This is a genomic window from Cobetia sp. MMG027 (genome assembly GCF_027947415.1).
In the GTDB taxonomy this organism is placed as follows: Bacteria; Pseudomonadota; Gammaproteobacteria; order Pseudomonadales; family Halomonadaceae; genus Cobetia; species Cobetia marina.
In genome coordinates, this window is record NZ_JAQJIO010000007.1 from 174,990 (window position 1) to 201,375 (window position 26,386).

Genomic DNA, 26,386 nt, shown 5'->3' on the forward strand with positions numbered 1-26,386 from the left:
TCTTGCTAGGTGGTGATTTCCGGGCTTCATATGTGAAGAGGTGTCCACGATTTCGAGAAGATATCAATGAAAACAACGTATTACTGAAGGTGGCCATCAGGGGTCATCTGGCATGTCGCTTGCTTTATCCAGCAGGTCCCCCTTGAAAAACAACAACAACCTTCGGGCAGACAGGGTTTCCACCGGCAGGCATGCGGTGGCAGACCCGGCCCGGAAAAGGAGAAAAGACGATGGATGAAAAGACGTTGCAAAGCATATTGGATATGCACCAGGCGATGAACATCGAGGTGTTCTACTGGTGGTGTACCGCCATCATGTTCCTGATCCACGCAGGCTTTCTGGCCTACGAGATCGGTGCCTCCCGTTCCAAGAATGCCCTGGCATCCGGCATGAAGAACGTGCTGACGCTGGCCTCGATCATCCCCGCCTTCTACTTCGTGGGCTGGTGGATCTACAACGCCTTCCCCAACGGGCTGATTCCCATCGAGGCTTCCGCGGCACTGCCCTGGAGCGCGAGCATGCGCCCGGACGCCGATGACATGGGCACCGGTATCTTCTTCGCGGCCTTTGCCCTGTTCGGTGCGACCACGGGCTCGATTCTCTCGGGGGCGGTGATCGAACGCATCCGCCTGGGCGCCTTCCTGTTGCTGGCGGTGATTCTCGGTGCGGGTGTCTGGATCCTGGCGGGTGCCTGGGGCTGGCATCCGGATGGCTGGATGCTGCACAAGCTGGGCTACCACGATGTCGGCGCGGCGGGCGTGGTGCATGCCGTGGCCGGTTTCTTTGCGCTGGGCGTGCTGCTCAATCTGGGCGCGCGCATCGGCAAGTACAGTGACGATGGCAAGCCGCAGGTGATCGCACCGCACAACATGCCGATGACCTTGATCGGGCTGATGCTGATCATCGTCGGTTTCTTCGGCTTCCTCGGTGGCTGCATCATCTTCAACACCGGTGACATCGGCTGGACCACCATCTACGGCAATCGCACCAACCTCTCGGCCTTCGCCTTCAATACCCTGATGGGCTTCGGTGGCGGCGTGATCGGTGCCTATCTGTCCTCGCGTGATCCCTTCTGGACCATGTCCGGTGCGCTGGGCGGCATCATCACCGTCGCGGCGGGGCTGGATCTCTACAACCCGGGCCTGGCCTTCGTGCTGGCGGTCACCGGTGGCGCCCTGATGCCGAAGATTGGCGCGCTGCTCGAGAAGCGTGGCCTGGACGACTCCGTCGGTGCCTTCGCGGTACATGGCTTCTGCGGCTTCTATGGTGTGGTACTGGTGGGTGTCTTCGCCGCGGGCTTCCCGAATGTCGGCGAAGGCGTGCCGGACGTCTCCTTCACCGGGCAGCTGACAGGCGCGGTGGTGATGGCAGTGACGGGCTTCGTGCCGGGTTGGGGCGTTGCCTATCTGCTCAAGAAGTTCAACCTGCTGCGCGTGCCGCCGCATGTCGAAGTGCTCGGGCTGGACCTGTTCGAAGTGCCGGCCAAGGCCTACCCGGAGAGCATGGCAACCGAGTCATCTTCCAGCGTGCCGGCACGTTCCGGTGGGGTAGTGGCAGCACCGATGGACAAGCGTCCGGACATCAGCTGAGTCGGTTCTGACGATTACCCGCATGAGGATTGGCTCGTTTGTTGCAGCGTTCGTTGCCATCTGTCCTGAAGTCTGGCTGCCAGCCAGTGACGGAGCGAACGGGCCGATTCGTTTTCTTTCTTCTCCAGGAGTCTTGTCATGGAAACTGTCGATACTGCGGTACATGCTGCCAACTATGCGTTCTTCTTCAGCAATTCAGGGATGGTGGCGGTCAGTCTGTTGATCGCGGCTGGCGTCTGCATCTCGTTGAGCGTCAATATCCTGCGCCATGAGAAAGCGTCATTCCGCAGCAAGAAGACCCTCTGATCCATCGGGGCCTTCTTGCTCCGCAACCACAGAATGCACAACGCCGCGAAGCCATGCTTCGCGGCGTTGTGCATTCTGTAGGCCCGATGTCACATGTCAGGTGACACAAGGCCGTCAGTCAATCAGATCCTGTCCGTCACTCAGACCTTGTCAGTCGCGAGGGAGCGTTCGGCGGCTGTCTCGCCGCCTGCTTGTCTGGCGCTCTTGTCGGGCTGCGCCAGGAAGGCTTCCAGCGAATCATCCATCGCGTCGAGCCAGGGCGTGTGATGGCGCGGGGCCAGGGTGCCGGTCATCAGCGAGCGATAGGAGTAGTCACGGAAGGTCATGATGTTCTCGTGCTTGTGGAGCTCCCACTCGAGGAAGGTGCGATTGACGCCGTCGATATCGAAGCTCGGATAATCCGTCTTGGAAATCAGTGACTTCACGTAATCGCCCTGGAAGCGGATCATCGATTCATCGCTGTCCAACGTCTCTTCCCGGTCACGCCATGCCTGACTGTCTGCCTGCATGGCCTCGCGGCTGGGCAGCGCGATCTCACCGAGAATCACGTCACGCACCCACCATGCCTGGGCATCGAACATGTTGAAGGTGTACCACTGATCCTGCATGCCGAGATAGAACAGGCGCGGATTGGCTTCCCAGGCAGCGCCCTTGTAGAGACCGAGCGGCCACATGCGGTTGGCTGTCTTGAGGCGCAGCGGTTCATCGAGGAACGGGAAGTGATGGAGGTAGCCGGTGCACAGGATGATGGCATCGATCTTCTTGCGGGTGCCATCGCGGAAGTAGGCGGTGTCGCGGTCCACTTTCTGCAACAGCGGCTTCTCTTCCCAGTTCTCCGGCCAGGCAAAGCCCATCGGGGCGGTGCGATAGCTGGTGGTGATGCTGCGAGCGCCATACTTGTAGCACTGTGAACCGATATCTTCGGCAGAGTAGCTGCTGCCGATCAGCAGCAGGTCCTTGCCCTTGAACTCCAGCGCATCGCGGAAGTCATGTGCATGCAGAATACGGCCATTGAACTCCGAGAACCCCGGGAATTCGGGCACGTTGGGAGTCGAGAAGTGACCGGAAGCGACGATGACGTGGTCAAATTGCTCCTGAACGACCGTGTCCGACTGCTGGTCATGGACGCTGACGGTGAACTGCTGGCGGGTGTCGTCAAAGCTGACATGGCGCACCGGGCAATTGAAGCGAATGAACTTGCGCACGCCCGCCTTTTCGACCCGACCCTTGAGGTAATCGAAGATGACCGCGCGAGGCGGGTATGAGGCGATCGGGTGGCCGAAGTGCTCCTCGAAGGAATAATCCGCGAACTCCAGACATTCCTTGGGGCCGTTGGACCACAGGTAGCGGTACATGCTGCCGTGGACGGGTTCACCATTTTGATCAAGACCGGTGCGCCAGCTGTAGTTCCACAGGCCGCCCCAGTCGCTCTGCTTTTCAAAACAGACTATCTCGGGAATGTCGATACCCTTGTCAGCGGCAGATTGAAAGGCGCGCAGCTGTGCCAGGCCACTCGGCCCTGCGCCAATGATCGCAATGCGTTTTGTCATGGGTATTTCCTGTTGAGACTGTAATGAGACGTCGTGTTCCGTGAACCCCGCGTTGCGGGATGTCGTGTTGACCAGGTGCTTTTTCCTCTGTAGTGGATCGCGATAATAATGAGCATTATCCAGCGCTTGGGTGGCCTGGAAAGGTAAGGAATCCAGTTGACTGGCCACCTGTCATTTCGCTGAGCCTGAGCACGGAAGGCGTATTTTTTATTGCCTTGAGAGCCATCTACGGCTCGCGGAACGTGAGGCATCCTCGCAGAAATGATGCGTCATCTCAAATGTGAGGTGTTGATTCTGAGTGCATGAAGTGTACACGATCATGAGAGTGTTTAGGCTTTAGTGGCAAGATCCTTGTGGATTGTGTCTTTCTCCAGAATGGCCAGGATGAAGGATGTGGTTTATCGGCTTATGGTTGGTGTATTTATTTGGTAAATTGTTGATTTTCAGCATCTTTTTTATGTCGTGGTGGATTTCTATGGCGTCGTTTGGCGTGTTTTTCTGTGTAGAAAAAAGAAGATTTCCGTGTTGCAATGCCGCTTGGAAGGTGGATGATTTTCTGTCTCTTCAATGCGTAATTTGTCAAGCGGGTGGTGGGCTAAAATATCCTCTTTGTCAAGCAGGTTGGCGATCGTGATTTTGAGGTGTGGAGTAAATAAGGGTGTGAGAAGGATGGGAACGTAGTGTCGGAGTAGTGAGTGGCGTGAGAATGGAGAAAGAACAGAAATCAGAAGGGGAAAGGGTGCCAGATTATCGAATGATCCTCGCTGGAGGATTTTCTAGAGGATCTGCGGGGCTATTCACGCACCAGACCAGCGACGAGGGGGAAGTGGAGGTTGATCACTCTGCATGGCGAAAGGGCGTATACTGGGCCGGTGACAGAGAGGCCACAGGAGAAGACACCATGACTCACAAGCGCAAGGTGCAGGACAACGCCCTCAAGGCAGTGCTGCGTACCCCGATGTTCAAGCAGCGTGTCGTGAAGGCGCGCAAGGGCAAGGGCAGCTATCAGCGCAATGGCAAGCAACAAGGGGGTAGCGGTGGCAGTGAGGCTCCTTCAGTCGGTGTGTATTGTGCCGCTTGAAGAAGCCTCATTGCCGCCTCTGAAGGGAGCCCCTGTCTGAGGCGCTGGTCACACGAACGCCGCAGCATCAGCGCTGCGGCGTTCGCGTATCTGGCCACTTCGAGAAGCGGCTCAGTCGCGGAGACAGTCGGCGAAGTGCGCGTTCCAGGTCTTGGCGCGTGCGGCGTCGCGGGCTTCATAGTCGGCCAGCACCGTCTCCAGTTCGCCCAGTGATTCCTGCTCACGGTCCTCGCCCAGCTGGGTCAGGCGCAGCGTATACCAGGCGGTCACGCCACCTTCCGGCGGAGCGCTGAAACGCGGGAATTCTGGCGCAGGGCATTCTCCCGCTCGCCATAGCGTGGGCAGTGACGGGTGCAGCGCCAGTGGGCGGGCCAGGCCGACGAAGTCGACGGCGCCCTGTGCCACGGCGTCTTCGGCCTGCGCCAGAGTCTTGAAGCCGCCGGTCACCATCAGCGGCAGGGTCGTCACCTCGCGTGCACGCCTGGCGAACTCGACGAAGTAGGGGCCGCTGGCACTGGCGTCCGACGCGGAGCTGGCGCCGGGGAAATAGGTGCCGCCACTGATGTCGATCAGATCGATGGGTAGCTCATCGAGCGCTGCTATCACCTGTAGCGCTTCGGCTTCCTCGAAACCGCCCTCAAGTTGATCACTCGAGTTGAGTTTCACCACCACCGGGTAGTCGTGGCCAACGGCCTCACGCATGGCAATGATCACCTCACGCATCAGCCGCATGCGGTTGTCGAGGCTACCGCCGTAGTCATCCGTGCGCTGATTGAAGAGGGGAGACAGGAACTGGCTGAGCAGAAAGCCATGCGCGGCATGTACTTGAACCCCGCCAAACCCGGCGTCACGAGCCAGGCGAGCCGTGGTTGCCATGGCGGCAGGCAAGGCCTTGATGGCCTCCAGGCTCATGGCCTCGCAACGTAGCCCGGGGATATCCAGCGCGCTGGGGCCATGTGGCGTACTGGTCGGCGGGTAGGCCATCGCGCCGGCATGGCCGAGCTGCAGCCAGAGCTCGGCTCCGTGCTGTTGGCCGCGCTGCGCCAGTTGCGTGAAGGCCGCGAGGTCGGACTGCGCATTGAGGACCAGATTGCCGGGCTTCTCGGCGTGGTGGTGGTCCGGTTGCACTTCCCCGACCAGCGCCGCCGCCACGCCGCCTTCCGCCCAGCGCTCATAGAGGCGAATCTGGGTGTCACTCGGATGCCCCGTACCATCACCGAGAGAATCCGACATCGCGGCCTTGATGAGGCGATTGGCGAGCACTCGCCCGCAAGGCAGCGTGAAGGGCGTGAACAGGGCGGAAGCGGTCGGCTGATCTATCATGGTGGCGATGTCTCTGGGCACTGAATATGGCATGGAAGGAACAGATGCCATGGTGACATGGGCAGTGTCTGGTGATAATCCGGTGTGTGAGTACAGCATCCGTGAGCCGATGGAACATATGAAAACGTATACGGATCTCGATATCTTTCATGCCGTGGTCGATGCCGGCACCTTCACCGGGGCGGCGCGTCAGCTCGGCATTACCCACTCGGCGATCAGCAAGCGCATCGCGCATCTGGAGCAGCGTCTGGGTGCCCAGTTATTGATTCGCTCCACTCGGCGGATGCGCCTGAGTGAAGCGGGTCAGCTCTATGCCTCGGAGACACGGGAGCTGCAGGAGCGGCTGCGCAATGTGGAGCAGGAGATCGCCGAGGGCAGTGGTGCACTCAAGGGGCGCATTCGTCTCTCGTGTTCCAACGCATTGGGAAAATTGCAGGTAATGCCGTTGCTGATGCGCTTCATGGAGCGCTATCCCGAGGTCATCGTGGACCTGACCCTGACGGATGCCGTGGTCGACCTGGTGCATGAGGGGATGGATCTGGCCATCCGCAGCACCGCAAAGCCCGAGCCCGGCCTGATCGCCAGGCGGCTGGCCACCAATCAGCGTGTCATCTGTGCATCGCCGGAGTATCTGGCAAGACATGGCACGCCGCGCTCAGTGCCGGATCTGGCGGAGCATGTCAGCCTGATCCTGAATCTCCCCGGTTGCTTCAACGCCTGGGGACTCACGTCACTGCCCGAGATGCGCTGCGGCTTTCTCTCGAACTCCCTGGAAACCCTGCATACCGCCTGTCTGGGAGGGCGTGGCGTTGCCTGTCTGCCGTACTACCTGATCGCCGATGACCTGGCCTCTGGGCGCTTGATCCCGCTGCTGGAAGACATTCGCGGTGACGGTGCCGATACCAGCATCTTCCTCGTCCGCCCGGAGACGTCGATTCTGCCGCGCCGGGTGAGAATGCTGATGGATGCCTTGATCGCGGGATTTGACGCAGAGGAAGCTCAGCGTACGTGAGTAAACGACGATTTACCGAGTGATTGTCTTGCAGGATTCATGACATATTGACCCAGGGAGCGACCTTGAGACTCCTGTGACGTAGATCATGGAGCGAGACATGTCACCAACGGGAAAAGATCGATTTGCGGTACTGATTGATGCAGACAATGCCCAGGCAGCCGTCTGTGAGGAATTGCTGGCGGAGATCGCGAAACTGGGAATCGCCAGTATCAAGCGCGCCTATGGGGACTGGACCACCTCCAATCTGACGCCCTGGAAGGAGCCACTTCTGCACCATGGCATTCAGCCTATCCAGCAGTTCCGTTATACCCAGGGCAAGAACGCGACAGATTCCGCCTTGATCATCGATGCCATGGATCTGTTGTATGCGGGCAATGTGGAGGGATTCTGTCTGGTGTCCTCGGACAGTGATTTCACGCGCCTGGCGACACGTCTGAGGGAAAGCGGCATGCGCGTGCATGGCTTCGGGGAAGCCAAGACCCCTCAACCCTTCGTTTCCGCCTGTGACAGTTTCCTGCATACCGAGTGTCTGCGCAGGGAGCCGGATACGCCCGCCGTGGCGAAGCCCTCGAGCAAGTCGCCTGTCGTGAAGAAGCCCCCGAGCAAGCCGCCGACCGAGACGGTTACCCTCGTCAAGCCGACCAAGGCACAGCGACAGCTGAGGTCGCATATCCTCAATGCACTGAATGAGCTGCCACAGACGGATGGCTGGACGGCCCTGTCAGCGCTGGGAAGTTACCTGAAAAAGAAGATGCCCGGCTTCACGCCGGCGGATCATGGTGCCAGCAAGCTGGGGGGAGTGATTCAGACATTGGAGTATCTGGACAAATGGCAACGCCCTGTCAAAGGCGGTTCCGTGCATTTGTATGTCCGGAAAAAGACCAGGGAGACGGCAAACGCCAGCTGAATCCTCGTCATCTCACGATGCACGATGCCTTTCGACACAGAAGCCCCGTGATAACCAGTCTCCTGTCTGGCTGTCACGGGGCTTCTGTCGTTCAGCGTGGCGGTGGTTTCACGCCTGACGCGTGCGAGGCTCGCGCAGTCCATGTCACGACTGGCCGGGCTTGGAGTCCTCCGTTGATGCCTTGTGTTCTGTCGGTGATGTGTCGTTCTGTGAAGAGCTCTCTCGGGCGTCGTCCGGTGTCGAGGGGGCGGCACCGATGCGCTTGATCCAGCGCTGGCGGGCGAAGCGACGCAGATTGGCCACGTTGTCCGTCTCGTCGATGATGTCCTCGCCGAGAATCGTCTCCATCACGTCTTCCAGCGTGATGACCCCCAGCCAGTTGCCGAGATTGTCGTAGACGACACACAGGTGCTGGCGCTCGCGCTGCATGCGAGCGAAGGCCTGTTCGACGTTGTCTTCGGCGTGCAGTTCGCTGATAGGGCGCATCAGGTCCTTGAGCGGAGTGGTGGGTTCGGCCTGATGCGCATCGGCGCGGTGGATCATGCCCAGTGTCCTTTCATCGGCGGTCATCACCGGGTAGCGGCTGAAGGGCCAGACCGTCAACTGGTCATTGAACTCGGCCACGCTCATCTCGGGACTGACCGTCTGGCAGACAGGGCGCGGCGTCAGCACGTCACGCACCTTCATCTCGTGGAGATTGAGGATGTTGGTGATGACGCGCTGTTCATCATTTTCCAGGGCTTTCTTGTCGAGCCCCATCTGGGCCAGTGCCTTGATCTCGCCACGCACATCGATGTCATGAGCATCCTTGCCGATGCGCGAGGTGATCAACTCCGACAGCCAGATCAGCGGCTTGAGCGCGATGACCATGGCATTGAGCACGCCGGGCAGCATCGGCGACAGCTGACGCCAGTAGGTAGCACCGATGGTCTTGGGAATGATTTCCGAGGCCACCAGGATCAGCAGCGTCATCACCGCCGAGGCCACGCCGACCCAGGCTTCCCCGAAGACGACCGATACCTGCGCGCCCACCCCCGTGGCACCGACGGTATGCGCGATGGTGTTGAGCGTCAGGATGGCGGCCAGCGGCTTGTCGATATTGTCCTTGAGCTTGGCCAGTGCGGCGTGGCGCTTGGGATGTTGGTCTCTCAGGCTTGCCACATAGCTGGGAGAGAGCGACAGCAGCGCCGCCTCGAGCACTGAGCAGACGAATGAGATGCCAATCGCGATGGCGGCAAACAGGATCAACAGAAACATGAGGCGTGCTCCTTGAGGGAAAGGCATCCATTAGTGACATAAGGCACAGCACTGTCAAACCCGTGAATTCTCGCAGAGTTTTCAGCCTGCTGGCCAAGCTTGCCAGTCTGTGCGGCAAAGTGCCGTTGACTCCAGGGATGCAAGAGGACTGCAAGAGGAATGCAAAAGGTCTGCAAGAGATAACAGGGCTTTAGATGAGACAAGATGCAATACTTATATGATAATGAGATTGTTTTGCTTTCGGTAATCATTGTATTTTGTCGCCTCGGCCGTATTCGAAAGCCTCGGCCTGACATGGCCGTTGAGTGGCACCGTTCGACTCTTCAGCCGTCAGTGCGATCCGCAGCAAGCGGTATGCCTTCATCAGGATTCACATTGCAGGGATTTGCAGCGACATGTCACAGCCGCTTGGAGACACTGCCGACAGTCGGGCCACTCGCCGCGCCATGGCCCCACCTAAACAGAGCTCCGCACCGCCCAGCGAGCGGCGCGGCTGGCGAATGGCGAAATATCCGCATTGCGAGGGACAGGTGCAGGAGCTGCATCCCTGGCGGGATGCGCATCTGACGCTGTGTGATCTCGAGGTATCATGCGCCTATCATGGCCAGCATCAGTTTCACGAGGGCCTCTATCTCTGCCTGGTGCTGGAAGGACGGCTGACGCTATCTGGCGTGGACGGCGTGGGGGTCGACTTGCTCGCGGGGCAGGGGGGAATCTTTCGCCCGGCGAGAACGCAGTCTGTGCCGCCGACGCTGAAGAGCTACCACCCTGAAGGTCGCCTGCGCTGCTTGAGCTTGCATCTGGAGGGCGAGGCGAGCCAGTCGCTGCAGGTGCGACGCGGGCTGGCGAACTGGGATGAATTGCCGTGCACGCGCCTTTCCAGACCGATGGGCTGGACGCCGGGGCGCTGGCTTCATCAGCAATTGGATGAGTGTGTCAGAGTCCCTGGCAGTGATGGCGCACGCGGGGAGTGCGAGACGCCTGTGGTCACCGCCTGCGAGGGGGAGATGCTGGAGTGGCAGGGGATTGCGCTGCAGTTGTTGGGGGCGGCACTCAAGCGGGGTGCTGGTGAGGTGCAGGGCGTGCCGGCTTTTTCTTCCTCACCATTACCGTCCCCATCGCGACCCCACGGCGCCTGTCGACATCTCGAGGCGGTGCGTCAGCGGCTGAAGATGGCGCCGGAGCGTCAGCATGCCTTGCCGGAACTGGCGCGGCTTGCCTGCATGAGCGCGTCGAGTCTGCGCCAGAAGTTTCGCGAGACCTATGGTTGCTCGCTGAGCCAGTATCAGCGCGAATGTCGCATGCAGCGCGCACGTCAGGCCTTGTTGCAGGGCATGAGTGTGCAGCAGGTGGCGCATCGTGTCGGCTATGCGCATGCCTGCAACTTCGCGACGGCCTACCGACGTCATTTCGGGCTCTCGCCCCAGGCTGTGCGGGCTCGGCCGCAGCGGGCTGACTGAGCACTGCTGGCCGTCAGCCTTCGTCATGGTCGGGCGTGAAAAGAGAACGGGCACCCTCAGGGTGCCCGTTCTCTTGTCGTTGCCTGGTGTCTCTTGCGCTGCGTTGCGTGGCTGTCTGCGGCGCGAGAGGCCTTACAGGAAGGGAATCATCGGCAGTACCACGTCATCCAGCAGGCCTGTCGGGTAGTGCAGGTTCATCGCCGCCTGCATGCCGAGCAGGAAGACTGCCACGCCCAGCGCGAAGAGCCCTGCGAACAGCGGTGACTTGCGTGCGATGGTGAGCTGGAAGCCCAGGCAGAACAGCACGGCGGTGGAGACGAAGCCCAGCAGCGCACTGACGCCTATCAGCACGAAGAAGCCTAGTACCACACCCACTGCCTTGAAGGCCGGTTGCTTGACGAGAATCATGCCGCGACGCCAGCCGTTGAAGACCACGGCGATCACCGAGAGCAGCGTGATGAAGGCGGCCAGCGTCGGGAAGGCCTTGCCGAGTGGCATCAAATCCTTGACGTCGTAGAGCGCCCACAGGGCGGCTGCGCCCATCATCAACAGCAGCAGGAAGTCGACGCCACCGAAGCCACGCGATTCCAGCACATCCTCTTCCGGCGACGGCGCGGTCTCGACCACCTCATGGGTCTGGCGACGACGCATGATCGCCTTGCGGATCACCGGCAGGAAGAATGCCAGCAGGATCAGGCCGAGAATGATCAGCACGCCCGGACGCAGGAAGGCTTCGGCGCCGTGGAACTGCATGCTCTGATAGAAGTAGTTCTCGGCGCCCGGTGCCAGCACGAAGCCGATCAGGAAGGCCGGACGCGACCAGCCAGCACTCTTGAACAGCACACCGATCATGCCGATCATGCCCAGCGCGGCCCAGTCACCCAGCGAGCGGCTGGCCTGATAGGCAGCGAACAGGATCAGCACGGTGATGGCAGGGGCCAGAATGGCGAAGGGTACACGCGTCAGCTGCGCGACCGGACGCGCCAGCATCAGACACAGGCCCGCGCCCAGGATATTGGCCAGCGCCAAAGACCAGATGATGGTGTAGGTCATGTCCAGATTGGTGGTGATCATCGACACGCCAGGTTCCAGACCCAGCAGCAACAGCCCGCCCAGGAAGACCGCCGCCGTGCCGGAGCCTGGCACCCCGAACAGCAGGGTCGGCACCATGGCACCACATGCGCAGGCATTGTTGGCGGACTCCGGCGCGATGACGCCGCGGATGTCGCCCTTGCCGAACTGGCTCGGGTCCTTGGCGGTCTTGACCGCGAAGCCGTAGGTGATCCAGTCGACCACGGAACCCGCCAGACCCGGGATGGTACCGATCAGGCTGCCGATCCCGGCGCAGCGCGCGACCAGCCACCTGTTCTTGACCACATCCTTGATGCCGGCAGACCAGCCCTTGCCCAGGTCAGTGTTGCCGTCCTTGGCGATGCTGCCACGTCCTAGCAGCAGCTCGACGATCTCCGGCAGGGCGAAGATGCCCAGACCCAGCACGATCAGCGGCACCCCGTCGTACAGATAATCGATATCCAGATTCATGCGGTACTCGCCGGTCGCCGGTGCGGCGCCGATGGCACCGACCAGCAGGCCAAGACCACAGGCCGCCGTGCCCTTGAACAGGTTCTTGCCGGACAGCACCGCCACCATCGTCAGACCCAGCAGCGTCAACACGAACAGCTCTGCTGACGAGAAGGCCAGTACGAGGGGGCGCGCGACGAGGATGAAGCCGGTCAGGATGATGGCACCGATCACGCCCCCACACAGGGAGGACAGGAAGGCACTGGTCAGCGCACGCGCCGCCTGGCCTTTCTTGGCCAGCGGGAAGCCATCAAGCACCGTGGCCTGCGACGCGCTGGAGCCGGGAATGCCCATCAGCACCGAGGCGAAGGTATCGCCGGTCGGGATGACCGCGACCATGCCCATCAGCGTGCCCAGTGCATAACCGGGGTCGAGCCCGTAGAGAAACGGCAGCAGTAGCGCCATGCCGGCGATGCCGCCCAGGCCGGGGATGATGCCGACCAGCAGGCCGACGAAGATGCCGATCATCATGAATAGCAGATGCGTCAGCGTGAAGACGTGTCCAATGCTGGACAGGAGGGTGTCGATCATGGCGTTGCTCAACCTCTTGTTCTTCTCTGGTGCTTCTTGCGCTCTCCAGCGTCATGGCGCTGGAGAGCGTCAGTGGGCTTCAACGAGATTGCAGGCGAATACCGTGTCGTTCCATCAGCCAGTGCTTGACCCATTCGTGCTGGGTTTCGCTCAGTTGCATGGCGTCTTGCAACTGCGCCGCTGCGGCCTTGCCGACCATCAGGCCATAAGGACCGACCTTCACCGCCGCTTCCTTGAGGAACTCGGGGTCCTTGGCCATGTCACGTGCCGCCTGACGGTATTGCTCCAGCAGTGCTGGATCGACACCCTTCGGCACCAGCAGCATCTTCTGCATGGCGTAACCGGAGGCGAAGAACTTGTGGAAGATCTGATAGGCCTCGTCATCGCGTGAATGGCCTTCCTGCGCCAGATACAGCTCGGAGAAGGTCGGCAGGTCCGGGAAGGACGGGTCGCGCTCGATGTGGCCTTCGTCATCCATCACGCCGAGACTGAACAGCGGCACGGCCTGGCCGGCGTCGACCAGCGGCGTGACGTTGCTCCTGTAGGCGGAGGTGGTCTGGAAATCGAGGGCGACTTCGCCACGCTCGAAGGCCAGGCGACCTTCACCACGGCTCTTCATGCCGAAGACCGGATCAACCTGGAAGTCGAGCAGATCGAACGCCATCAACACCGGCATCTCGAGCCCGGTCGGGTTCTGGCCGGCGAACTTCACCGTCTGGGAGGCGAGGGCCTTGAGCGCACTGGCGCTGTCCTTGCCCAGCGAGCTTGAGGCATAGACGACACCGCCTGTCGGGGCGGCGAGGATCGGTTCCCAGTCGGCATAGTCGTAACGCACGCGGCGGTCGCGCAGCATGGCCGGATACTGGGTAGAGGCCGAGGTGACGACCATCTCGTCGCCGTCATCGCCGGCACGCTTGCTGAACAGGTTGACGCCGGTGATGGAACCGCCCCCCGGCACGTTGTCGATGACGACAGCCGGGTTGCCCGGCAGGTCCCTGGTTACCCAGTTGGACATGAAGCGTGCCCAGACATCGGTGCCGCCCCCGACCCCGAAGGGCACGGTCCAGGTCAGGGTGTCAGGGACTTCCGCCGCGGCGTGCACGGCGGAAGACAGCGGCAGAAGGCCCATGACGGGCAGCATGACGGCCAGGGCGGTGGTGCGGGCATGGCGCTTGAGGGCATGGCGTTTGGGCGTAGACACGATGAGGGACATGGTCTGACTCCTGATTATTGTTGGAATGCGTTGTCAATCAGTGATGCGCTAACTGCATGGCGGCGCAGAGAGGTCATTTCATTTCAATCAAATGCATTGTAAATCAATCTTCTGCAGTACTTTCGTCACGCTTGTCGAGGCGCTGTCGGCGCAGAGGTGCATGCGATCGTGAAAGCCTGGCGATCCTGCACGCGCGCGGACTGCGCTCAGGCGCGTTCAGGCATTTCCAGCGAGTCCGGGAGGTTCAAGAACACCTCGCCACTCATGATCTTGCGTGCCGTGCGCAGCAGGGACACACGGCTGGGGGTCATCGGGTCGTCATCGGCGTGTTCGACCTCGACGTCCAGGAACCCGGCCGGGTGTTCGAGCTTCACCTTCTCCGCCAGAGTCCCCGGTGTCAGGGTGCCGGCGGCCAGCGCCACGCGGTTGGCCAGAGTGCCGGGGAGGCTGGTCGCGACGGCCAGCGTGATGGCCCCCGTGACGGCCAGCGCGCCATGGCAGCGATGCGGCACGAAGTAGCGTGCGCACAGGGTGCCGCCCTCGGTGCGCGGAGCGGAGAGAATCACCGGCTTGGGCAGCACCGAGTCACTGACGTCACCCATGCCCATCAATTCCCCCGCCTTGAGGCGAATCTTCTCGAGGCGTGCCATCGCGTCACGGTTGGCGTCCATCTCGGCCGGCGCTTCGTTGCCTGCCCAGCCCAGACTTGCCGCTTCGATCAGTATCACCGGCGTGGCGGAGTCGAGGCAGGTCACCTCCACGCCCTCGATCACGTCGATGACCTGACCGCTGGGCAGCAGCTTGCCGGTCTTGGCACCGACAGCGCCCAGAAAGCCCAGCTTGATGGCGCTGCCGGCGCCGGGCACACCACTGATGCGCGTGTCGCCCTGGTAGGCGACGCGACCATCGGGTGTCGGGACCTGGCTGTCGATCAGGGTGCGGGTATTGAGGTTGTGAATCCGCAGACGGGTCAGGTCACCCTTTGCCGGGATCATGCCGGTCTCGATGGCATAGGGGCCGACCGCGGCCAGCATGTTGCCGCAGTTCGGCGAGAAATCGACCTTGTCGCCTTCCACATCGACCTGGGCGAACAGATAGTCGATATCCGCTTCAGGATGCGTGGAGGGGCCGACAAGGGCGACCTTGCTGGTCAACGAATTGCCGCCGCCCAGCCCATCGATCTGCAATGCGTGGCCGGAGCCCATGACCTGGCGCAGGACTTCGCGACGGCCGTCGTCATCGGCGGGGAGGTGATCCAGACGCAGGAAGGGGCCCCGAGAGGTACCGCCACGTAGGATCATGCAAGGAAGTGAATGCATCATGTTGGAACGCGCTCCTCTCTGTTTGCGCCTTTCTGAAGCATCACAGCCGATGATCTATGCATCAAATGCAAATAAAAACTATACTGTCACCATTACGCGCATTAATCCGAATAATGAATCAATAGGATAGTTGCATGCATAGATTGGAGTTTCTGGATCTGTCGGCATTTGTCGAAGTGGCCGAGAATCATTCCTTCAATGAAGCGGCGGAGCGACTGCACATCTCGCAGCCGGCCCTGTCGCGCCGTATCCAGAAACTGGAGGAAGTGCTCGGTGCAAAAGTGCTGGAGCGTACGACGCGGAGAAGCCGACTGACGCCAATTGGACGTGATTTCCTGCCAAAAGCCCGTAAGTTGCTCGAAGATTACGAATCCTCTCTGGTGGGCGTTCGCGAGCTGGCCACCCACCGCAAGGGGGTGCTGACCATCGCCTGCCTGCCCACGGCAGCCTTCTACTTCCTGCCCAGCGTGGTGCGCGAGTTCAACACCGCGTACCCCGGCATCCGGATTCGCATCCTGGATGTCAGTGCCAATGAAGGGGTCGAAAGGGTGGTCTCGGGGGAGGCAGACTTTGGTATCAACATGGTCAGTGCCCACCATCCGGCAGTGGATTTCACCTCCATCTATCGTGATCCCTTCGTGTTGGCACTGCGTCGCGACCATCCGCTTGCACAGAAACAGCGCGTCGAGTGGAGCGATCTGGATGATGTGCGCCTGATCACCGTCTCGCGTGACAGCGGCAACCGCATTCTGCTCGACAACACCCTGCTGTCCGCCGGATTGCATCTGGACGGCTTCTACGAGGTCCAGCATCTCTCGACCTCGCTGGGGCTGGTCGAGAGCGGGCTTGGCGTCGCCATCCTGCCGTCGATGGCGATGCCCGGGCCGGAGCACGAGGTGCTGTGTCAGCGTGAGCTGCCCGAGCCACGCATTGATCGCACCATTGGCCTGCTGCGGCGCCGTGGGGAATCCCTGTCACCGATCGCGGAGCTGTTCATCGAGATTCTGCTCAAGCGCTGGAACTGACCACACGCAAGGGAAGGGCCCATGAGTGTCAGGCGTACAGGGGCTGGCCAGCCTCGGTTCAATATATGAGTTGTTTATGTATAAGTTTTTTGTGTTTCACTAAAGGAACAGGTCACGGCCAGCATGTTCGACGGCGTGGCCGATGACAGCGTCTCGATGTCGCGGGATCCGCCTGATGGCGCAGGTCGGTGAGGGGCTTGCTCCCACCTCCTGCCGTCAGGCCATTGATGACGTGGATACCTGCCCAATACAAGGATGCACATGCCCATGAGTACCCGAATAGCCACTCACGCCACCTCCCGTCAGACAGCCCTTGCGCTGGGCCTGGCACTCGGGCTTGGCAGCGCGCTGCCTGTCAGCGCAGATGAGCCGATGGCAGCCGATGACACTGGCAAGCGCGCGCCGCAGGGCGAGCACACGCTCAAGCATGAGCAGCTGGCCAGTCTGGTCGAGCAGGGGCAGGAGACACTGGCGGCAGACTTCAACGGTTTCCTCAAGCAGGTCGCGGAACGCAATCAGGAAGACAGCGCGGTTTCCGGTGCCATTGACCACTATCTGGCCGGCGAGTCGCTGGAGGGGGATGACTTCGTCAACGTCTATCGCCTGCTGGGGGTCTACAACCGACTGCAGTATGGCGATGACGTCCAGGAGCTGCTCAAGGAAATGGTCGCGATCCCGACCTTCAAGGTCGGTGAGAAACCCCAGCATGAAAACCCCGAGATCTCGCGTTTCGGTGAGTTGATCAAGGACAAGGCCGAGGCATTCGGCTTGACGTTCCGCAACGTGGATGACCGTGTCTTCGAGGTGGAGCTCAAGGGGACGGGGGAGGATGTTTTCGGCATTCTCACCCACGGGGATGTGGTGCCGGCGGACCAGGAGGGCTGGACGCTTGAGGATGGCACCCACCTGGATCCGTTCGAGGTCACCGAGATCGATGGCAAGCTGTACGGGCGTGGCACCGAGGATGACAAGGCCTCCATCGCCGCGGCGCTGTATGCCATGAAGTCTCTCAAGGAGAATGCGGTGCCGGTCAAGCGCACCATTCGTCTGATGATCGAGACGACGGAAGAGACCGGCGGTGAGGGCTTCGCCTATTACAAGGCGCACAACGCGCTGCCCGAATACAACATCGTGCTGGACAGCGGCTATCCGGCAATCACTGCCGAGAATGGCTTCGGCACCATCGATGCGCGCTTCCCGCTGGCACGCGAGACACAGACGGGGCAGGCGGCGGATGCCCTGCCGGCGATCACTTCCTTCAAGGGGGGACTTGCGACCAACCAGATTCCCGAGCGCTCCGTCGCTACTCTGCACGCCAGTGATGCCGCAGGTGCCAAGGCGCTCAACCACAAGCTGGAAGCGCTTGGCAGCCGTTACGTCAACGAGCACGGCAAGGATTTCAGCGTCGCCAGTGAAGTGAAGGGCGAGGATGTCATCGTCACGGTGACGGGCAAGTCGGCCCACTCATCGGCACCGGCCAATGGCGTGAATCCGGTGACACGACTGGCGGGACTGCTGGCCACCTCCGGTATCGATTTCCAGGACAGTGCCTATGAAGATGCCGTGCACTACCTGAATGACAATTACGGGCTGGATTATCACGGCAAGCTGCTGGGTATTGCCTACTCCCATGATTTCATGGGGCCGCTCAAGGTGACGCCGACCTATCTGGAGAAGGAGGACGACGCGCTGCGTGTCGCGGTCAACGTGCGGGCTCCGGCGGGCGAGAAGTCGCCTGAGGAACTCAGCCAGGTGATCAAGGAAAAGCTCACTGCCTATGCCAGGGAGCAGGGCATGGACGTGGCGCTGAACGTCGAGATTCGCGACTGGATGCTGCGTGACCCCAGCGGTGCCTGGCTCCAGACGCTGCTCAACATCTTCGGCGATACCACGGGACTCGATGCCGAGCCGCGTTCCTCGGCGGGGAGCACGACCGCCAAGCTGCTGCCCAATGCAATCAACTTCGGGCCGTCGATGCCGGGCGAGACCTATACCGGACATACCTCTGAAGAGTTCAAGCGTGTCGACAATCTGCTGCTGGACATCCAGATGTTCACCGAGATGATGGCCCGCATCGGCAATCAGGATTCGCTCAAGTAATCGGGTGAGTTCGCGGGGCCGCCGTCATGTGAATCGCCTTTTGCATGGCATATTGAAATAGCCCTGGAAATTGCCTCTTGCCTGGGTGACAGGCATCACATGTCAACGCCCGCCACCGCCCCTGATGAAGGGGCAGTGGCGGGCGTTGTCGTCTGTGAAGGTCGCCGGTCGGCCAGTGCGGCCGCGCGATCTCACCTCGGGCGGTAGGGCTCGGCGGGGTGCGCGGTCGGGTAGGCGTCCATATAGGCGGTGGCCGCTTTCAGGAGATGGACGTCAGCGTGCCTGGCGCCTGCCAGCTGAAAGCCGACCGGCAGCCCCTGCGAGGTGAATCCGCAGGGGACCGAGGCGGCGGGTTGGCCGCTCAGATTGAAGGGGTACGAGAACGGCGCCCATTCCTCCCAGTCGTGCCATTGGCTGGCGGGCGGCACCTGATGATTCAGGGCGAAGGGGAGGACGGCGACGCTCGGCGTCAGCAGTAGAGGGTAGTCCTGATGGAAGCGCTCAAGCTGCTGGGTAAGCCGGTGCCGGGCCTCGAAGGCCTCGAACAACTCCAGCGAGGTCCAGTCGCGGGCACGCATGGCATTCTCGACCAGGCCGGGGTCGAGCTGTTCGCGCTGGCGGGCATCGCAGCCTTCCCAGACCCCTAGCGACGCGGTGAACCAGATCTTGCGAAACATCTCGAGGCTTGAGTCGATGGGGGGATCGACCTCCACGATCTCGGCGCCAAGCCCCGCCAGACGCTCTGCGGCGCGTGCTACCCGACTGGCGATCTCGGGGTCGACATCGGCCTGCCCGAGGCGCGGGGAGTAGGCGATCCGCAGTCCTGTCAGTGGCGTGCCGATCTCCACGCCCCAATCCTCGGGTTGTCCGCGGGTGGCGTAGGGGTCCTGTGCATCATGACGGCCGATGACATTGAGCATGGCGGCGGCGTCGCGCGGGCTGCGGGTGAGCGGCCCGATACTGGACAGGGACGCGGCCTGGGCGGGAGGCCACTGGGCTGTCCAGCCGAAGGTGGGCTTGAAGCCGAAGACACCACTGAAGGCGGCGGGAATGCGAATTGACCCGCCGGAATCCCCGCCCTGATGCAGGACTCCCAGGTTCAGGGCGGCGGCGGTGGCCGCACCCCCTGAAGAGCCGCCCGGGGTCAGCGCGGTATTCCAGGCATTGCCGGTGGCGCCATGCACGCGATTGTCGGTGACGGCCTTCCAGCCGAACTCGGGGGTATTGGTCTTGCCCAGCAGAATTGCGCCTGCCTCGCGCAGGCGCCGCACCGGAGGGGCGTCCTGCTGACAGGGCGTGGCTACCGTGGTGAGCGAGCCCTCGCGCGCCGGCATTCCGGCGACATCGGTGAGATCCTTCAGCGAGGTCGGGATGCCATCGAGCGGGCTCAGGGGCTGGCCCGCCTGCCAGCGCTGTCTGGCGTGATGCGCCGCCTCCAGCGCCGTATCATGCGCGACATGCACGTAGGCGTTGACCGCCGGATTGAGTCGCTCGATACGGGCGAGCACTGCCTGTGTCACTTGCAGCGGGTCGAACTGGCCACGTTGATAGCCGCGCGACAGCTGCTCGGCGTCCAGGGTGGTCAGGTCATCCTGGGCGGAATGTGGCGTCAGGTCGTGGGGGAATTCGGCGTCGGGCATGGCGGCTCTCCTGCGGGTGAACGGGGCCTATCGATGGATGGCATATGGCGCATGCATGGACGAGCGGTACGCTGTGGCTGGCGCATCGCTGACAAGGCGTGGCCTGTTGTTCATGGCCTTGGGTCAGCGGGGAGAAACTCAAGGCTTGTCGAGGCTTGAAAAGCTCGCGGGAGAGCCGCATGGCGGTGAATGAGCATGACAGCGAGTCACCGCGTCAGGCTCGTTGGCGCCGATCATGGCGCATGAAATTCATCCAGAGTGATGGGAGGAGAGTCATGCCAGCCAAGTCCAGAGCACAGCAGATGGCAGCAGGAGCGGCGTTGGCCGCGCGCCGGGGAGAGCAGAAGGCGAGCGAGCTGGAGGGCGCTGCGCGTTCGATGTACGACTCCATGAGCGAGGAGGAACTCGAGAAGATGGCCTCCACCTCACGTGAGGGAAAACCGCGGCACGACAACCAGAGCGACGATTAGCACGACAACCAGAGCGACAACCAGCACGACGACCAGAACGACAACCAGCACGACCGCCACGATCGAGGTGGTGCCGAGAAAAAGCCACCCCGAGTGGTTTGCTCAGATGACAGGGCGCCCGGCAATTGCCGGGCGCCCTGTCATGAGTGCTGTCATGAGTGCTGTCATGAGTCGCGTCATTCGCTGTCGAGAGAGGGTCAGCGCTGGTCGTCCAGGCTCTCGTGAGGCGGCTGATGCGACTCGCTGTCAGGCGGTGTCGGGCCGCCATTGGCCTTCGGACTGACCTTGGGCATCGCGATATCCGCACGCTTGCTGCGGCGCTCCTCGGTGCTGATGCCCAGGCGTTCATCGCGGCGCTTCATAAGCTCCTCGTCGATCTGGCCGTCACGGGTGAAGGCCATCATCAGTTGCGGAATCCCGTAGGGGAAGTCGTCGCGGTCGATCTGCCAGGTGTGGAAGGTCTTGCCGTAGGTCGTGACCAGATCCTCGAAGTAACTGCGCTCGGCCAGTTCCGGGATGCCCGGAGCCACCAGGATGCCGGACTTCACCTCATAGTGATGGCTGTGCCAGAGCGGCTTCTCTTCTTCGGGGAGACGCTCGTAACGTTCGGCGCTAATGATGTACTCGATCCCGATCAGACGTGCGTCGCTGCGGTTGGAATCGAAGATGACGCACTGGTGGAGATCATGTTCCAGGTGGATGCAGAAATGACTGGCTTCCACCTGGCGGCCCATGTCATCGGCGTAATGGTGGAAGCCGTTGAGGTAGGTGCTCATCGCTTCCATCGGGTACTTGCGCTGCATAACCTGCGAGGCCGCGTCCAGCACCTGGTGCTTGAGCGGATGGCCGCTGCTGACCTTGCGAGCACTGTTGAGACGGCGTCCCAGAAAGAAGGCGGTCGCCGCGGCCGCGCCAGCGAGCAGGCCAGTGCCGAAGCCGCGCGTGGAGTGTGAGGCGTGATGGCATGGGGTGGACGTACGATGATGCATACTTCCTCCTGCGTGGTCGTCTCGAGTAAGTGAGAATCCCTGTCACACCTTCTCATTGCAGTGCATCTTGCTTGGCGAGGTCAAGGGATGCGCGATGGTGACGTTCGGAACACGGCAATTCGTGCTCAAGGATTGCCTTGTGTCGCCTCCGCCCTCATGAATGAGAGAAATGATGACTGTCATGGCGTCATCGTTGCCCTGACAAGCCCCCTCGGGTGACAGGCCGATGCCATGCACCTCCCTTTGATTGCCTGGAGATTGAATGAAACAGCTGATATTTGATTGTGATGGAGTCCTGGTCGATAGCGAGATCATTGCCGACGGCGTGCTCAAGGAGAAGCTGCCGCTGTGGCTGCCGGATCTCGGCACGAGCGAGCAGATCGAGCATGAGCTGGATCGCTGCCTGGGGATGATGACGCGTGACATCCTGGTGGACCTGGAAGGCCGCAGTCAGCATCGCCTGCCGGCCGATGCCCTGGAGCAGGTTCGTCTGGAGGTGGATCAGCGTCTCGCCAATGGCCTCGAGGCCATGCCGGGCGTGGTGAAGACGCTCGAGTGGATTCGCGATCAGCGCCTGCCCCTGGCGGTGGTGTCCAACAGCTCCGCCTCACGCATGAAGATCAATCTCGAGAGCTCGGGGCTGCGTGGCATTCTGGACGAGATCGCCGCAGCCAACGGAGACAGCGAACTGCCGATCTTCACCTCCGATGACGTCATCAACCCCAAGCCGGCGCCCGACCTCTATCTGCTTGCCCTCAAGACGCTGGGGCGTTCCGCCGAGGAATGCCTGGTGGTGGAGGATAGCCGCACGGGGATGCAGGCAGCCGTGGCTGCGGGTCTCAAGGTCGTGGGGCATCTGGGGGCCAGCCACATTCCGCCGGGCCACGCCGAGGTGCTGCGGGATACCGGCGCCTGGCAGCTCATCAAGCATTGGGAGGAATTCCCCGAACGCTGCCGGGAGGCAGGCCACCAGGTGCAGGAGCCGGCATGACACGATGCCGTCCGAGGTGAACGACTGACATCATGAACTCGCAGGACGGCACTGGCCGGCTGTTGTAACATCGCGGGAGTGCCGTCATCGAAAAAGTGTCACAAGGGTGTCGCCACAGCGCCGCAAGCCGCTGTGCCTGACATCTTCGCGTGTCGAGATGCCGGCAGTCCTGTCCATTCATCGCTCCCTCGTGGCTTCTGGAGCTACCTCTTCGTCTTTCGGAAATCGTGATGATCAACGCCTTCATTGCCAGTGATACCTTTGAAAACAAGGGCTATTGGCTGCGCAAGCGTGTCCCCTGGTTCAGTCGTCGCTACGACGCCCATTACGGCATTGACCAGCTTGAGCCCGGCACCCCTCGGCATCAGCAAGCCTCTGCGGCGCTTGAGCATCTGCGCGCCGCGTGCGAATGCCAGACGAGCGGACACCAGACGAGTGAAGAGCAGCAGGGCGTCGAGAAGATCATCTGGATGTATTGGCACGCCCCGCTACAAGAGGCGCCGGAAGTGGTGCAGTTGAGCGTGGCATCCTGGCAGAGACAGAATCCGGATCACGAAGTGCGACTGTTGAACGCTGACAATCTCGAGCAGGTGCTGGGCGTGGACCTCATGGCGGCGTTCGAGCTATCCACCGTCAGGCTGTCGATGGCGATGAAGACGGATGTTCTCAGACTCTATCTGTTGAGTTGCTTCGGTGGCATTTGGGCGGATGCCACGACGTTCTGCCTGGCGCCGCTCGAGACATGGTTGCCCGGCGCCACCGCCAGACATGGCGTCTTCACCTTCCGTCAGCACAAGGCACCCAGCCGGCCCGTGGAAGCCTGGTTCATCGCCGCCCGGCAAGGGTCCCCGGTGGTCACGCGGGTTCTGGCACTGTTCGTGGAGCATCTGTTCCAGCCACGCCAGACGGCCGTGTTCGTGTCCAATCGTGCCAAGAATCACGCGAAGCTGGGGATCGGACGTCAGCATCCCACGCTGCTGTATGCCGATTTCGTTCGGGACGCGGAGCGCCACGGTTTCATGCCGTATTTCTCGGTGGGCTACTTCTTCAACGAGAGCCTGCGTCAGCACTACACGCCCTCTCTGATCGAGGCGTTCATGGCGCTGGACAACCGCTTCGCCAGCAATGGTGCACCGTTCGAGGTGTTCGAGACGGCCGTGGTCTCCAAGCAGACCTACAAGCGAGACTACGAGCACCGTGAGTTGTTCAAGGCACGCAAGGCCCACCTGCTGGCGCTGCTGGAAAGGCATCCCGAGGCTGCGCCAGAAGCGGCCGAGATCTGAGCCTGGCCAGTGTCCATCCCTCGGTGTCTATCCAGGGGTGTCGACAAGCGAGGTCAGCGGCGTCGGCGGGAGGGTGATGCGAGCGTGACGCAATAAAGCAAGACGACAAGACAGGCCCCCGGAGTCTCTCCGGGGGCCTGTCTTGTCATGAGACGTAGCGGCGGGAGCTGGTGGCAGAAGGTGTGCTTGCCGGAGAGCCCCACAGAGCCTGCGAGGCGTTGGGCGTGTGATCGCTAGCGAAAGCAGATCCTCGTACCCCAGGCCAGCAACTCCTCCTGGTTGAGGGAGCGCGACACCATGCCGATCATCTCATCCCCCCACTGATCCGCCCAGGTCAGCACGCCGTGACTGATGCCCCGCGATCTCATCAGATCGCGTATCTCTCCCGTGCCCTTGAACCACAGGGCCTTGCCATCAAGGCGAGTCAGATCGGAAATGCCGTGGCAGTGATGAATGCGCACCTTGTAGATGCCATCCAATGACATGACCTCGACGACCGGCACCATGCCCTGTTGCAGGGCGCGCGACAGGGAGTCGAGCGTCATGCTGGCCTCAGCCTGCCGCTCGGCAGGTGAGCTGACATGCAGTGTGTCAGGGGGCGTTGTAGGGAGGGTGGCATTCTCGGTGTTCGCCGTGTGGCGCGAGGTGGAGGCTTGAACAGGCATTGGGGATTCTCTCCGTGGCAGGTCATCTTTCTATCACTTGTGTACAAGTAATGTAGAAGTCTTTCGGCGTGTTCGCCAATGCCCGTCATGAGCTGCCTGTCAGGAATCATCTGGCAAGCTTCGCCTGCCATGAATTCACACACCGCTTTCCGACATCAGGATGATGCCCGTCATCTGACTGCCCCTCGGCGCACGCAGCGCCGGCCAGACGCAAGTTTTCCGTCGCTGGCCCTTGAAGTTCTGGGGAATCAGGGTCATGTCTACAAGGCACTGCGAATATTCGTTGGCGATAGCGCTACTCGTTTCTCGCTGGTGCGCGATCCACCTCACCGCTGTCACAGCTAACAGGGAGTAGCGATATATGACATCTGGAGGAAAGCGCGTATTCAGCGCGTCAGTCATCATCATTCTGGGTCTGGTCGCGTTGGGGGCAGGATTCCCCACCCGTTTCGGTGAATTGGCTGATCAGGCGCTTGGCGCCGTGACCAGCATGTTCGGCTGGTTCTATCTGATTTCCGTCTTTGGTTTCGTGATCTTTCTGGTCAGCCTCGCGCTGAGCAAATACGGCAAGATCCGCCTCGGGCCGCAGGATTGTCGGCCTTCCTACAGCTTCTTTTCCTGGGTCAGCATGCTGTTGGCGGCGGGGTTCGGGGTCGGGCTGGTGTTCTACGGCATGGCAGAGCCCATGCAGCACTATCTGAAGCCTCCCTTCGGTGACATGCCGGGGGAGACGCCTGAGTCCGCGCGCTACGCCATCCAATATGCCTTCTTCAACTGGGGCGTCCATCAGTGGGCCGCCTTCTCGGTCGTCGGGCTGATCATCGCCTATTTTCAGTTCAGGAAAGGGCAGGCGGGGCTGGTCTCCTCGGTGCTGTCGTCCGTGACGGCCAAGCACCCCAAGGTGCGCCGCTACGGGCCAGTTCTGGATGTCTTCGCGGTGGTGGCCACCGTGATGGGGGTCGCGACGTCGCTGGGGCTTGGTGTGTTGCAGATGAATGGTGGTCTGCACTTCGTCTTCGGAGTGGAGGAGAGCTGGCAGTGGCAGTTCATCATCATGGGGGTGATGTTCTGTGCCTACATGGCCTCGACCTGGTCCGGGCTCGATAAGGGCATCAAGCGACTGTCCAACCTCAACATGAGCATCTGCATCGCGCTGATGCTCTATGTGCTGTTCACCGGGCCGACGCTGGATATCCTCAAGACGATCACGCTGGGGATCGGCGATTATCTGCAGAACTTCATCGGCATGAGTCTGCGCATGTCGCCCTATGACGGCAATGACTGGAACAGTTCCTGGACCGTCTTCTACTGGGCATGGGTCATCGCCTGGTCACCCTTCGTCGGCACCTTCGTGGCGCGTGTCTCGCGGGGACGTACCATCAAGGAATATGTGGTGGGAGTGCTGATCGTGCCGCCGCTGCTGGCCTGTCTGTGGATCGGTGTCTTCGGTGGCGCGGCGCTCAACATGGAGCTGGGCGGGGATGTCGGACTGGCTGCCGCAACGGATGCCAACATCACGTCCGCGCTGTTCGAGATGTTCGATCTGATGCCCTTCAGCAATGTGCTGTCCGTTGTCGCGATATTGCTGATCTTCGTGTTCCTGGTGACGTCGGCGGATTCCGCTTCCTATATCGTGGCGCAGATGACGGACGCCGGCTCGATCAACCCGCCGCTATACAAGCGTGTGGTCTGGGGCGTGTTGATCGCGGCCATCTGTCTGACGCTGATCTCGACGGGCGGTCTCAAGGGCCTGCAGTCGGCCTCGGTCCTCTCGGCCTTGCCCTTCACCTTCATTCTTTACGGAATGATCGTGGTGCTGGTGAAGGAGCTGCGTGCAGACCGCCGCCAGATGCTCAGCCAGCTCTATCGCCGTCATGGCGAGACACCGGTCGGTGCGGATGTTTTCGAGGCTGATAGCCTGGCCGAGGAAGACCGCATCCGTCGTGCGCCGGACGTCAAGAATCGCCGAGTGAACCCGCGCGATCATCATTGAGCCGAGCCCATGCTCTGACAGCAAGACGCCGCTCACATGTCATGTGGGCGGCGTCTTGCGTGGGGCAGGAGGGTGGAGCGTGGTGGGGAAATCCC

21 protein-coding genes are annotated in these 26,386 nt (G+C 61.4%); 12 read left to right on the forward strand and 9 right to left on the reverse strand.

Translation table 11 applies throughout. The features are described from left to right. Nucleotides 1-230: 230 nt before the first annotated feature. Both PJK54_RS11450 and PJK54_RS11455 read left to right on the forward strand, forming a co-directional pair. Nucleotides 231-1,589, forward strand: a complete 1,359-nt coding sequence (locus PJK54_RS11450) for an ammonium transporter (protein WP_077371230.1) — start codon at nt 231-233, stop codon at nt 1,587-1,589. 138 nt (nt 1,590-1,727) lie between these two features. Next, nucleotides 1,728-1,895, forward strand: a complete 168-nt coding sequence (locus PJK54_RS11455) for a hypothetical protein (protein WP_157109453.1) — start codon at nt 1,728-1,730, stop codon at nt 1,893-1,895. A gap of 140 nt (nt 1,896-2,035) precedes the next feature. Here PJK54_RS11455 and PJK54_RS11460 read toward each other — a convergent pair whose 3' ends face one another. Next, complete coding sequence (locus PJK54_RS11460; protein WP_271302882.1) at nt 2,036-3,445, reverse strand: NAD(P)-binding domain-containing protein; 1,410 nt, start codon at nt 3,443-3,445, stop codon at nt 2,036-2,038. 901 nt (nt 3,446-4,346) lie between these two features. On the opposite strand from PJK54_RS11460, the gene arfA reads away from it, so the two are divergent. Continuing rightward, complete coding sequence (gene arfA / locus PJK54_RS11465) at nt 4,347-4,526, forward strand: alternative ribosome rescue factor ArfA (RefSeq protein ID WP_077371234.1); 180 nt, start codon at nt 4,347-4,349, stop codon at nt 4,524-4,526. 111 nt (nt 4,527-4,637) lie between these two features. Here arfA and PJK54_RS11470 read toward each other — a convergent pair whose 3' ends face one another. Next, complete coding sequence (locus tag PJK54_RS11470; protein ID WP_077371236.1) at nt 4,638-5,849, reverse strand: NADH:flavin oxidoreductase/NADH oxidase family protein; 1,212 nt, start codon at nt 5,847-5,849, stop codon at nt 4,638-4,640. A 118-nt stretch (nt 5,850-5,967) separates the two neighbouring features. Here PJK54_RS11470 and PJK54_RS11475 point away from each other — a divergent pair, with 118 nt between their 5' ends. Together PJK54_RS11475 and PJK54_RS11480 are read left to right on the forward strand one after the other, a co-directional pair. Continuing rightward, nucleotides 5,968-6,861, forward strand: a complete 894-nt coding sequence (locus tag PJK54_RS11475; RefSeq protein WP_271302883.1) for a LysR family transcriptional regulator — start codon at nt 5,968-5,970, stop codon at nt 6,859-6,861. A 100-nt stretch (nt 6,862-6,961) separates the two neighbouring features. Further along, a complete protein-coding gene (locus PJK54_RS11480) occupies nt 6,962-7,771 on the forward strand; it encodes an NYN domain-containing protein (RefSeq protein ID WP_077371238.1) in 810 nt (269 codons plus the stop codon). Between the two features lie 144 nt (nt 7,772-7,915). Here PJK54_RS11480 and PJK54_RS11485 read toward each other — a convergent pair whose 3' ends face one another. After that, entirely contained in the window at nt 7,916-9,028 is a 1,113-nt protein-coding gene (locus PJK54_RS11485; protein ID WP_271302884.1) for a CNNM domain-containing protein, read from the reverse strand. A 395-nt stretch (nt 9,029-9,423) separates the two neighbouring features. On the opposite strand from PJK54_RS11485, the gene PJK54_RS11490 reads away from it, so the two are divergent. Continuing rightward, nucleotides 9,424-10,488 carry a helix-turn-helix transcriptional regulator gene (locus PJK54_RS11490; protein ID WP_271302885.1) on the forward strand — a complete coding sequence of 355 codons (1,065 nt, stop codon included), beginning with the start codon at nt 9,424-9,426 and terminating at the stop codon, nt 10,486-10,488. Between the two features lie 132 nt (nt 10,489-10,620). Here PJK54_RS11490 and PJK54_RS11495 read toward each other — a convergent pair whose 3' ends face one another. The 3 genes from PJK54_RS11495 to PJK54_RS11505 all read right to left on the reverse strand — a co-directional run bounded on the left by PJK54_RS11495 (nt 10,621) and on the right by PJK54_RS11505 (nt 15,135). Next, nucleotides 10,621-12,600 carry a tripartite tricarboxylate transporter permease gene (locus PJK54_RS11495; RefSeq protein ID WP_271302886.1) on the reverse strand — a complete coding sequence of 660 codons (1,980 nt, stop codon included), beginning with the start codon at nt 12,598-12,600 and terminating at the stop codon, nt 10,621-10,623. A gap of 79 nt (nt 12,601-12,679) precedes the next feature. Continuing rightward, nucleotides 12,680-13,813: a Bug family tripartite tricarboxylate transporter substrate binding protein gene (locus PJK54_RS11500; RefSeq protein WP_077371246.1), complete on the reverse strand. Its 1,134-nt coding sequence runs from the start codon at nt 13,811-13,813 to the stop codon at nt 12,680-12,682. Between the two features lie 206 nt (nt 13,814-14,019). After that, complete coding sequence (locus PJK54_RS11505; protein WP_271302887.1) at nt 14,020-15,135, reverse strand: 4-oxalomesaconate tautomerase; 1,116 nt, start codon at nt 15,133-15,135, stop codon at nt 14,020-14,022. A gap of 134 nt (nt 15,136-15,269) precedes the next feature. Between PJK54_RS11505 and PJK54_RS11510 the strand changes: the two genes are divergently transcribed. Together PJK54_RS11510 and PJK54_RS11515 are read left to right on the forward strand one after the other, a co-directional pair. Next, complete coding sequence (locus PJK54_RS11510) at nt 15,270-16,160, forward strand: LysR family transcriptional regulator (protein ID WP_077371248.1); 891 nt, start codon at nt 15,270-15,272, stop codon at nt 16,158-16,160. 267 nt (nt 16,161-16,427) lie between these two features. Further along, nucleotides 16,428-18,260: a dipeptidase gene (locus tag PJK54_RS11515; RefSeq protein ID WP_240704312.1), complete on the forward strand. Its 1,833-nt coding sequence runs from the start codon at nt 16,428-16,430 to the stop codon at nt 18,258-18,260. A 191-nt stretch (nt 18,261-18,451) separates the two neighbouring features. Here the strand turns inward: PJK54_RS11515 and PJK54_RS11520 are convergent, their stop codons facing one another. Beyond that, on the reverse strand, nt 18,452-19,900 hold the full coding sequence (locus PJK54_RS11520) for an amidase (RefSeq protein ID WP_271302888.1): 1,449 nt from the start codon (nt 19,898-19,900) through the stop codon (nt 18,452-18,454). 275 nt (nt 19,901-20,175) lie between these two features. On the opposite strand from PJK54_RS11520, the gene PJK54_RS11525 reads away from it, so the two are divergent. Continuing rightward, nucleotides 20,176-20,370, forward strand: a complete 195-nt coding sequence (locus tag PJK54_RS11525) for a DUF3008 family protein (RefSeq protein WP_077371330.1) — start codon at nt 20,176-20,178, stop codon at nt 20,368-20,370. Nucleotides 20,371-20,567: 197 nt separating this feature from the next. Here PJK54_RS11525 and PJK54_RS11530 read toward each other — a convergent pair whose 3' ends face one another. Continuing rightward, a complete protein-coding gene (locus PJK54_RS11530; protein ID WP_271302889.1) occupies nt 20,568-21,359 on the reverse strand; it encodes an OBAP family protein in 792 nt (263 codons plus the stop codon). 262 nt (nt 21,360-21,621) lie between these two features. Between PJK54_RS11530 and PJK54_RS11535 the strand changes: the two genes are divergently transcribed. Both PJK54_RS11535 and PJK54_RS11540 read left to right on the forward strand, forming a co-directional pair. Then, nucleotides 21,622-22,350 (forward strand): HAD family hydrolase, encoded by a 729-nt coding sequence (locus PJK54_RS11535; protein ID WP_077371254.1) that lies wholly within the window; start codon nt 21,622-21,624, stop codon nt 22,348-22,350. 230 nt (nt 22,351-22,580) lie between these two features. After that, nucleotides 22,581-23,633 carry a capsular polysaccharide synthesis protein gene (locus PJK54_RS11540; RefSeq protein ID WP_077371256.1) on the forward strand — a complete coding sequence of 351 codons (1,053 nt, stop codon included), beginning with the start codon at nt 22,581-22,583 and terminating at the stop codon, nt 23,631-23,633. 233 nt (nt 23,634-23,866) lie between these two features. On the opposite strand, the gene PJK54_RS11545 is transcribed toward PJK54_RS11540, so the two are convergent. Continuing rightward, nucleotides 23,867-24,298, reverse strand: a complete 432-nt coding sequence (locus PJK54_RS11545; protein ID WP_258038139.1) for a hypothetical protein — start codon at nt 24,296-24,298, stop codon at nt 23,867-23,869. A gap of 361 nt (nt 24,299-24,659) precedes the next feature. Between PJK54_RS11545 and PJK54_RS11550 the strand changes: the two genes are divergently transcribed. Then, nucleotides 24,660-26,291, forward strand: coding sequence for a BCCT family transporter (locus PJK54_RS11550; RefSeq protein WP_077371258.1), 1,632 nt, complete (start codon nt 24,660-24,662; stop codon nt 26,289-26,291). Nucleotides 26,292-26,386: the final 95 nt, after the last annotated feature.

Bases quoted from the DNA above. Each gene is read 5' to 3' on its own strand.
- PJK54_RS11510 (WP_077371248.1), top strand. From the start codon at position 15,270: ATGCATAGATTGGAGTTTCTGGATCTGTCGGCATTTGTCGAAGTGGCC.
- PJK54_RS11520 (WP_271302888.1), bottom strand. From the start codon at position 19,900: ATGCCCGACGCCGAATTCCCCCACGACCTGACGCCACATTCCGCCCAG.
- PJK54_RS11455 (WP_157109453.1), top strand. From the start codon at position 1,728: ATGGAAACTGTCGATACTGCGGTACATGCTGCCAACTATGCGTTCTTC.
- PJK54_RS11490 (WP_271302885.1), top strand. From the start codon at position 9,424: ATGTCACAGCCGCTTGGAGACACTGCCGACAGTCGGGCCACTCGCCGC.
- PJK54_RS11495 (WP_271302886.1), bottom strand. From the start codon at position 12,600: ATGATCGACACCCTCCTGTCCAGCATTGGACACGTCTTCACGCTGACG.
- PJK54_RS11550 (WP_077371258.1), top strand. From the start codon at position 24,660: ATGACATCTGGAGGAAAGCGCGTATTCAGCGCGTCAGTCATCATCATT.
- PJK54_RS11475 (WP_271302883.1), top strand. From the start codon at position 5,968: ATGAAAACGTATACGGATCTCGATATCTTTCATGCCGTGGTCGATGCC.
- PJK54_RS11450 (WP_077371230.1), top strand. From the start codon at position 231: ATGGATGAAAAGACGTTGCAAAGCATATTGGATATGCACCAGGCGATG.
- PJK54_RS11515 (WP_240704312.1), top strand. From the start codon at position 16,428: ATGAGTACCCGAATAGCCACTCACGCCACCTCCCGTCAGACAGCCCTT.
- PJK54_RS11480 (WP_077371238.1), top strand. From the start codon at position 6,962: ATGTCACCAACGGGAAAAGATCGATTTGCGGTACTGATTGATGCAGAC.
- arfA (WP_077371234.1), top strand. From the start codon at position 4,347: ATGACTCACAAGCGCAAGGTGCAGGACAACGCCCTCAAGGCAGTGCTG.
- PJK54_RS11525 (WP_077371330.1), top strand. From the start codon at position 20,176: ATGCCAGCCAAGTCCAGAGCACAGCAGATGGCAGCAGGAGCGGCGTTG.
- PJK54_RS11535 (WP_077371254.1), top strand. From the start codon at position 21,622: ATGAAACAGCTGATATTTGATTGTGATGGAGTCCTGGTCGATAGCGAG.
- PJK54_RS11545 (WP_258038139.1), bottom strand. From the start codon at position 24,298: ATGCCTGTTCAAGCCTCCACCTCGCGCCACACGGCGAACACCGAGAAT.
- PJK54_RS11540 (WP_077371256.1), top strand. From the start codon at position 22,581: ATGATCAACGCCTTCATTGCCAGTGATACCTTTGAAAACAAGGGCTAT.
- PJK54_RS11530 (WP_271302889.1), bottom strand. From the start codon at position 21,359: ATGCATCATCGTACGTCCACCCCATGCCATCACGCCTCACACTCCACG.
- PJK54_RS11500 (WP_077371246.1), bottom strand. From the start codon at position 13,813: ATGTCCCTCATCGTGTCTACGCCCAAACGCCATGCCCTCAAGCGCCAT.
- PJK54_RS11505 (WP_271302887.1), bottom strand. From the start codon at position 15,135: ATGATGCATTCACTTCCTTGCATGATCCTACGTGGCGGTACCTCTCGG.
- PJK54_RS11485 (WP_271302884.1), bottom strand. From the start codon at position 9,028: ATGTTTCTGTTGATCCTGTTTGCCGCCATCGCGATTGGCATCTCATTC.
- PJK54_RS11460 (WP_271302882.1), bottom strand. From the start codon at position 3,445: ATGACAAAACGCATTGCGATCATTGGCGCAGGGCCGAGTGGCCTGGCA.
- PJK54_RS11470 (WP_077371236.1), bottom strand. From the start codon at position 5,849: ATGATAGATCAGCCGACCGCTTCCGCCCTGTTCACGCCCTTCACGCTG.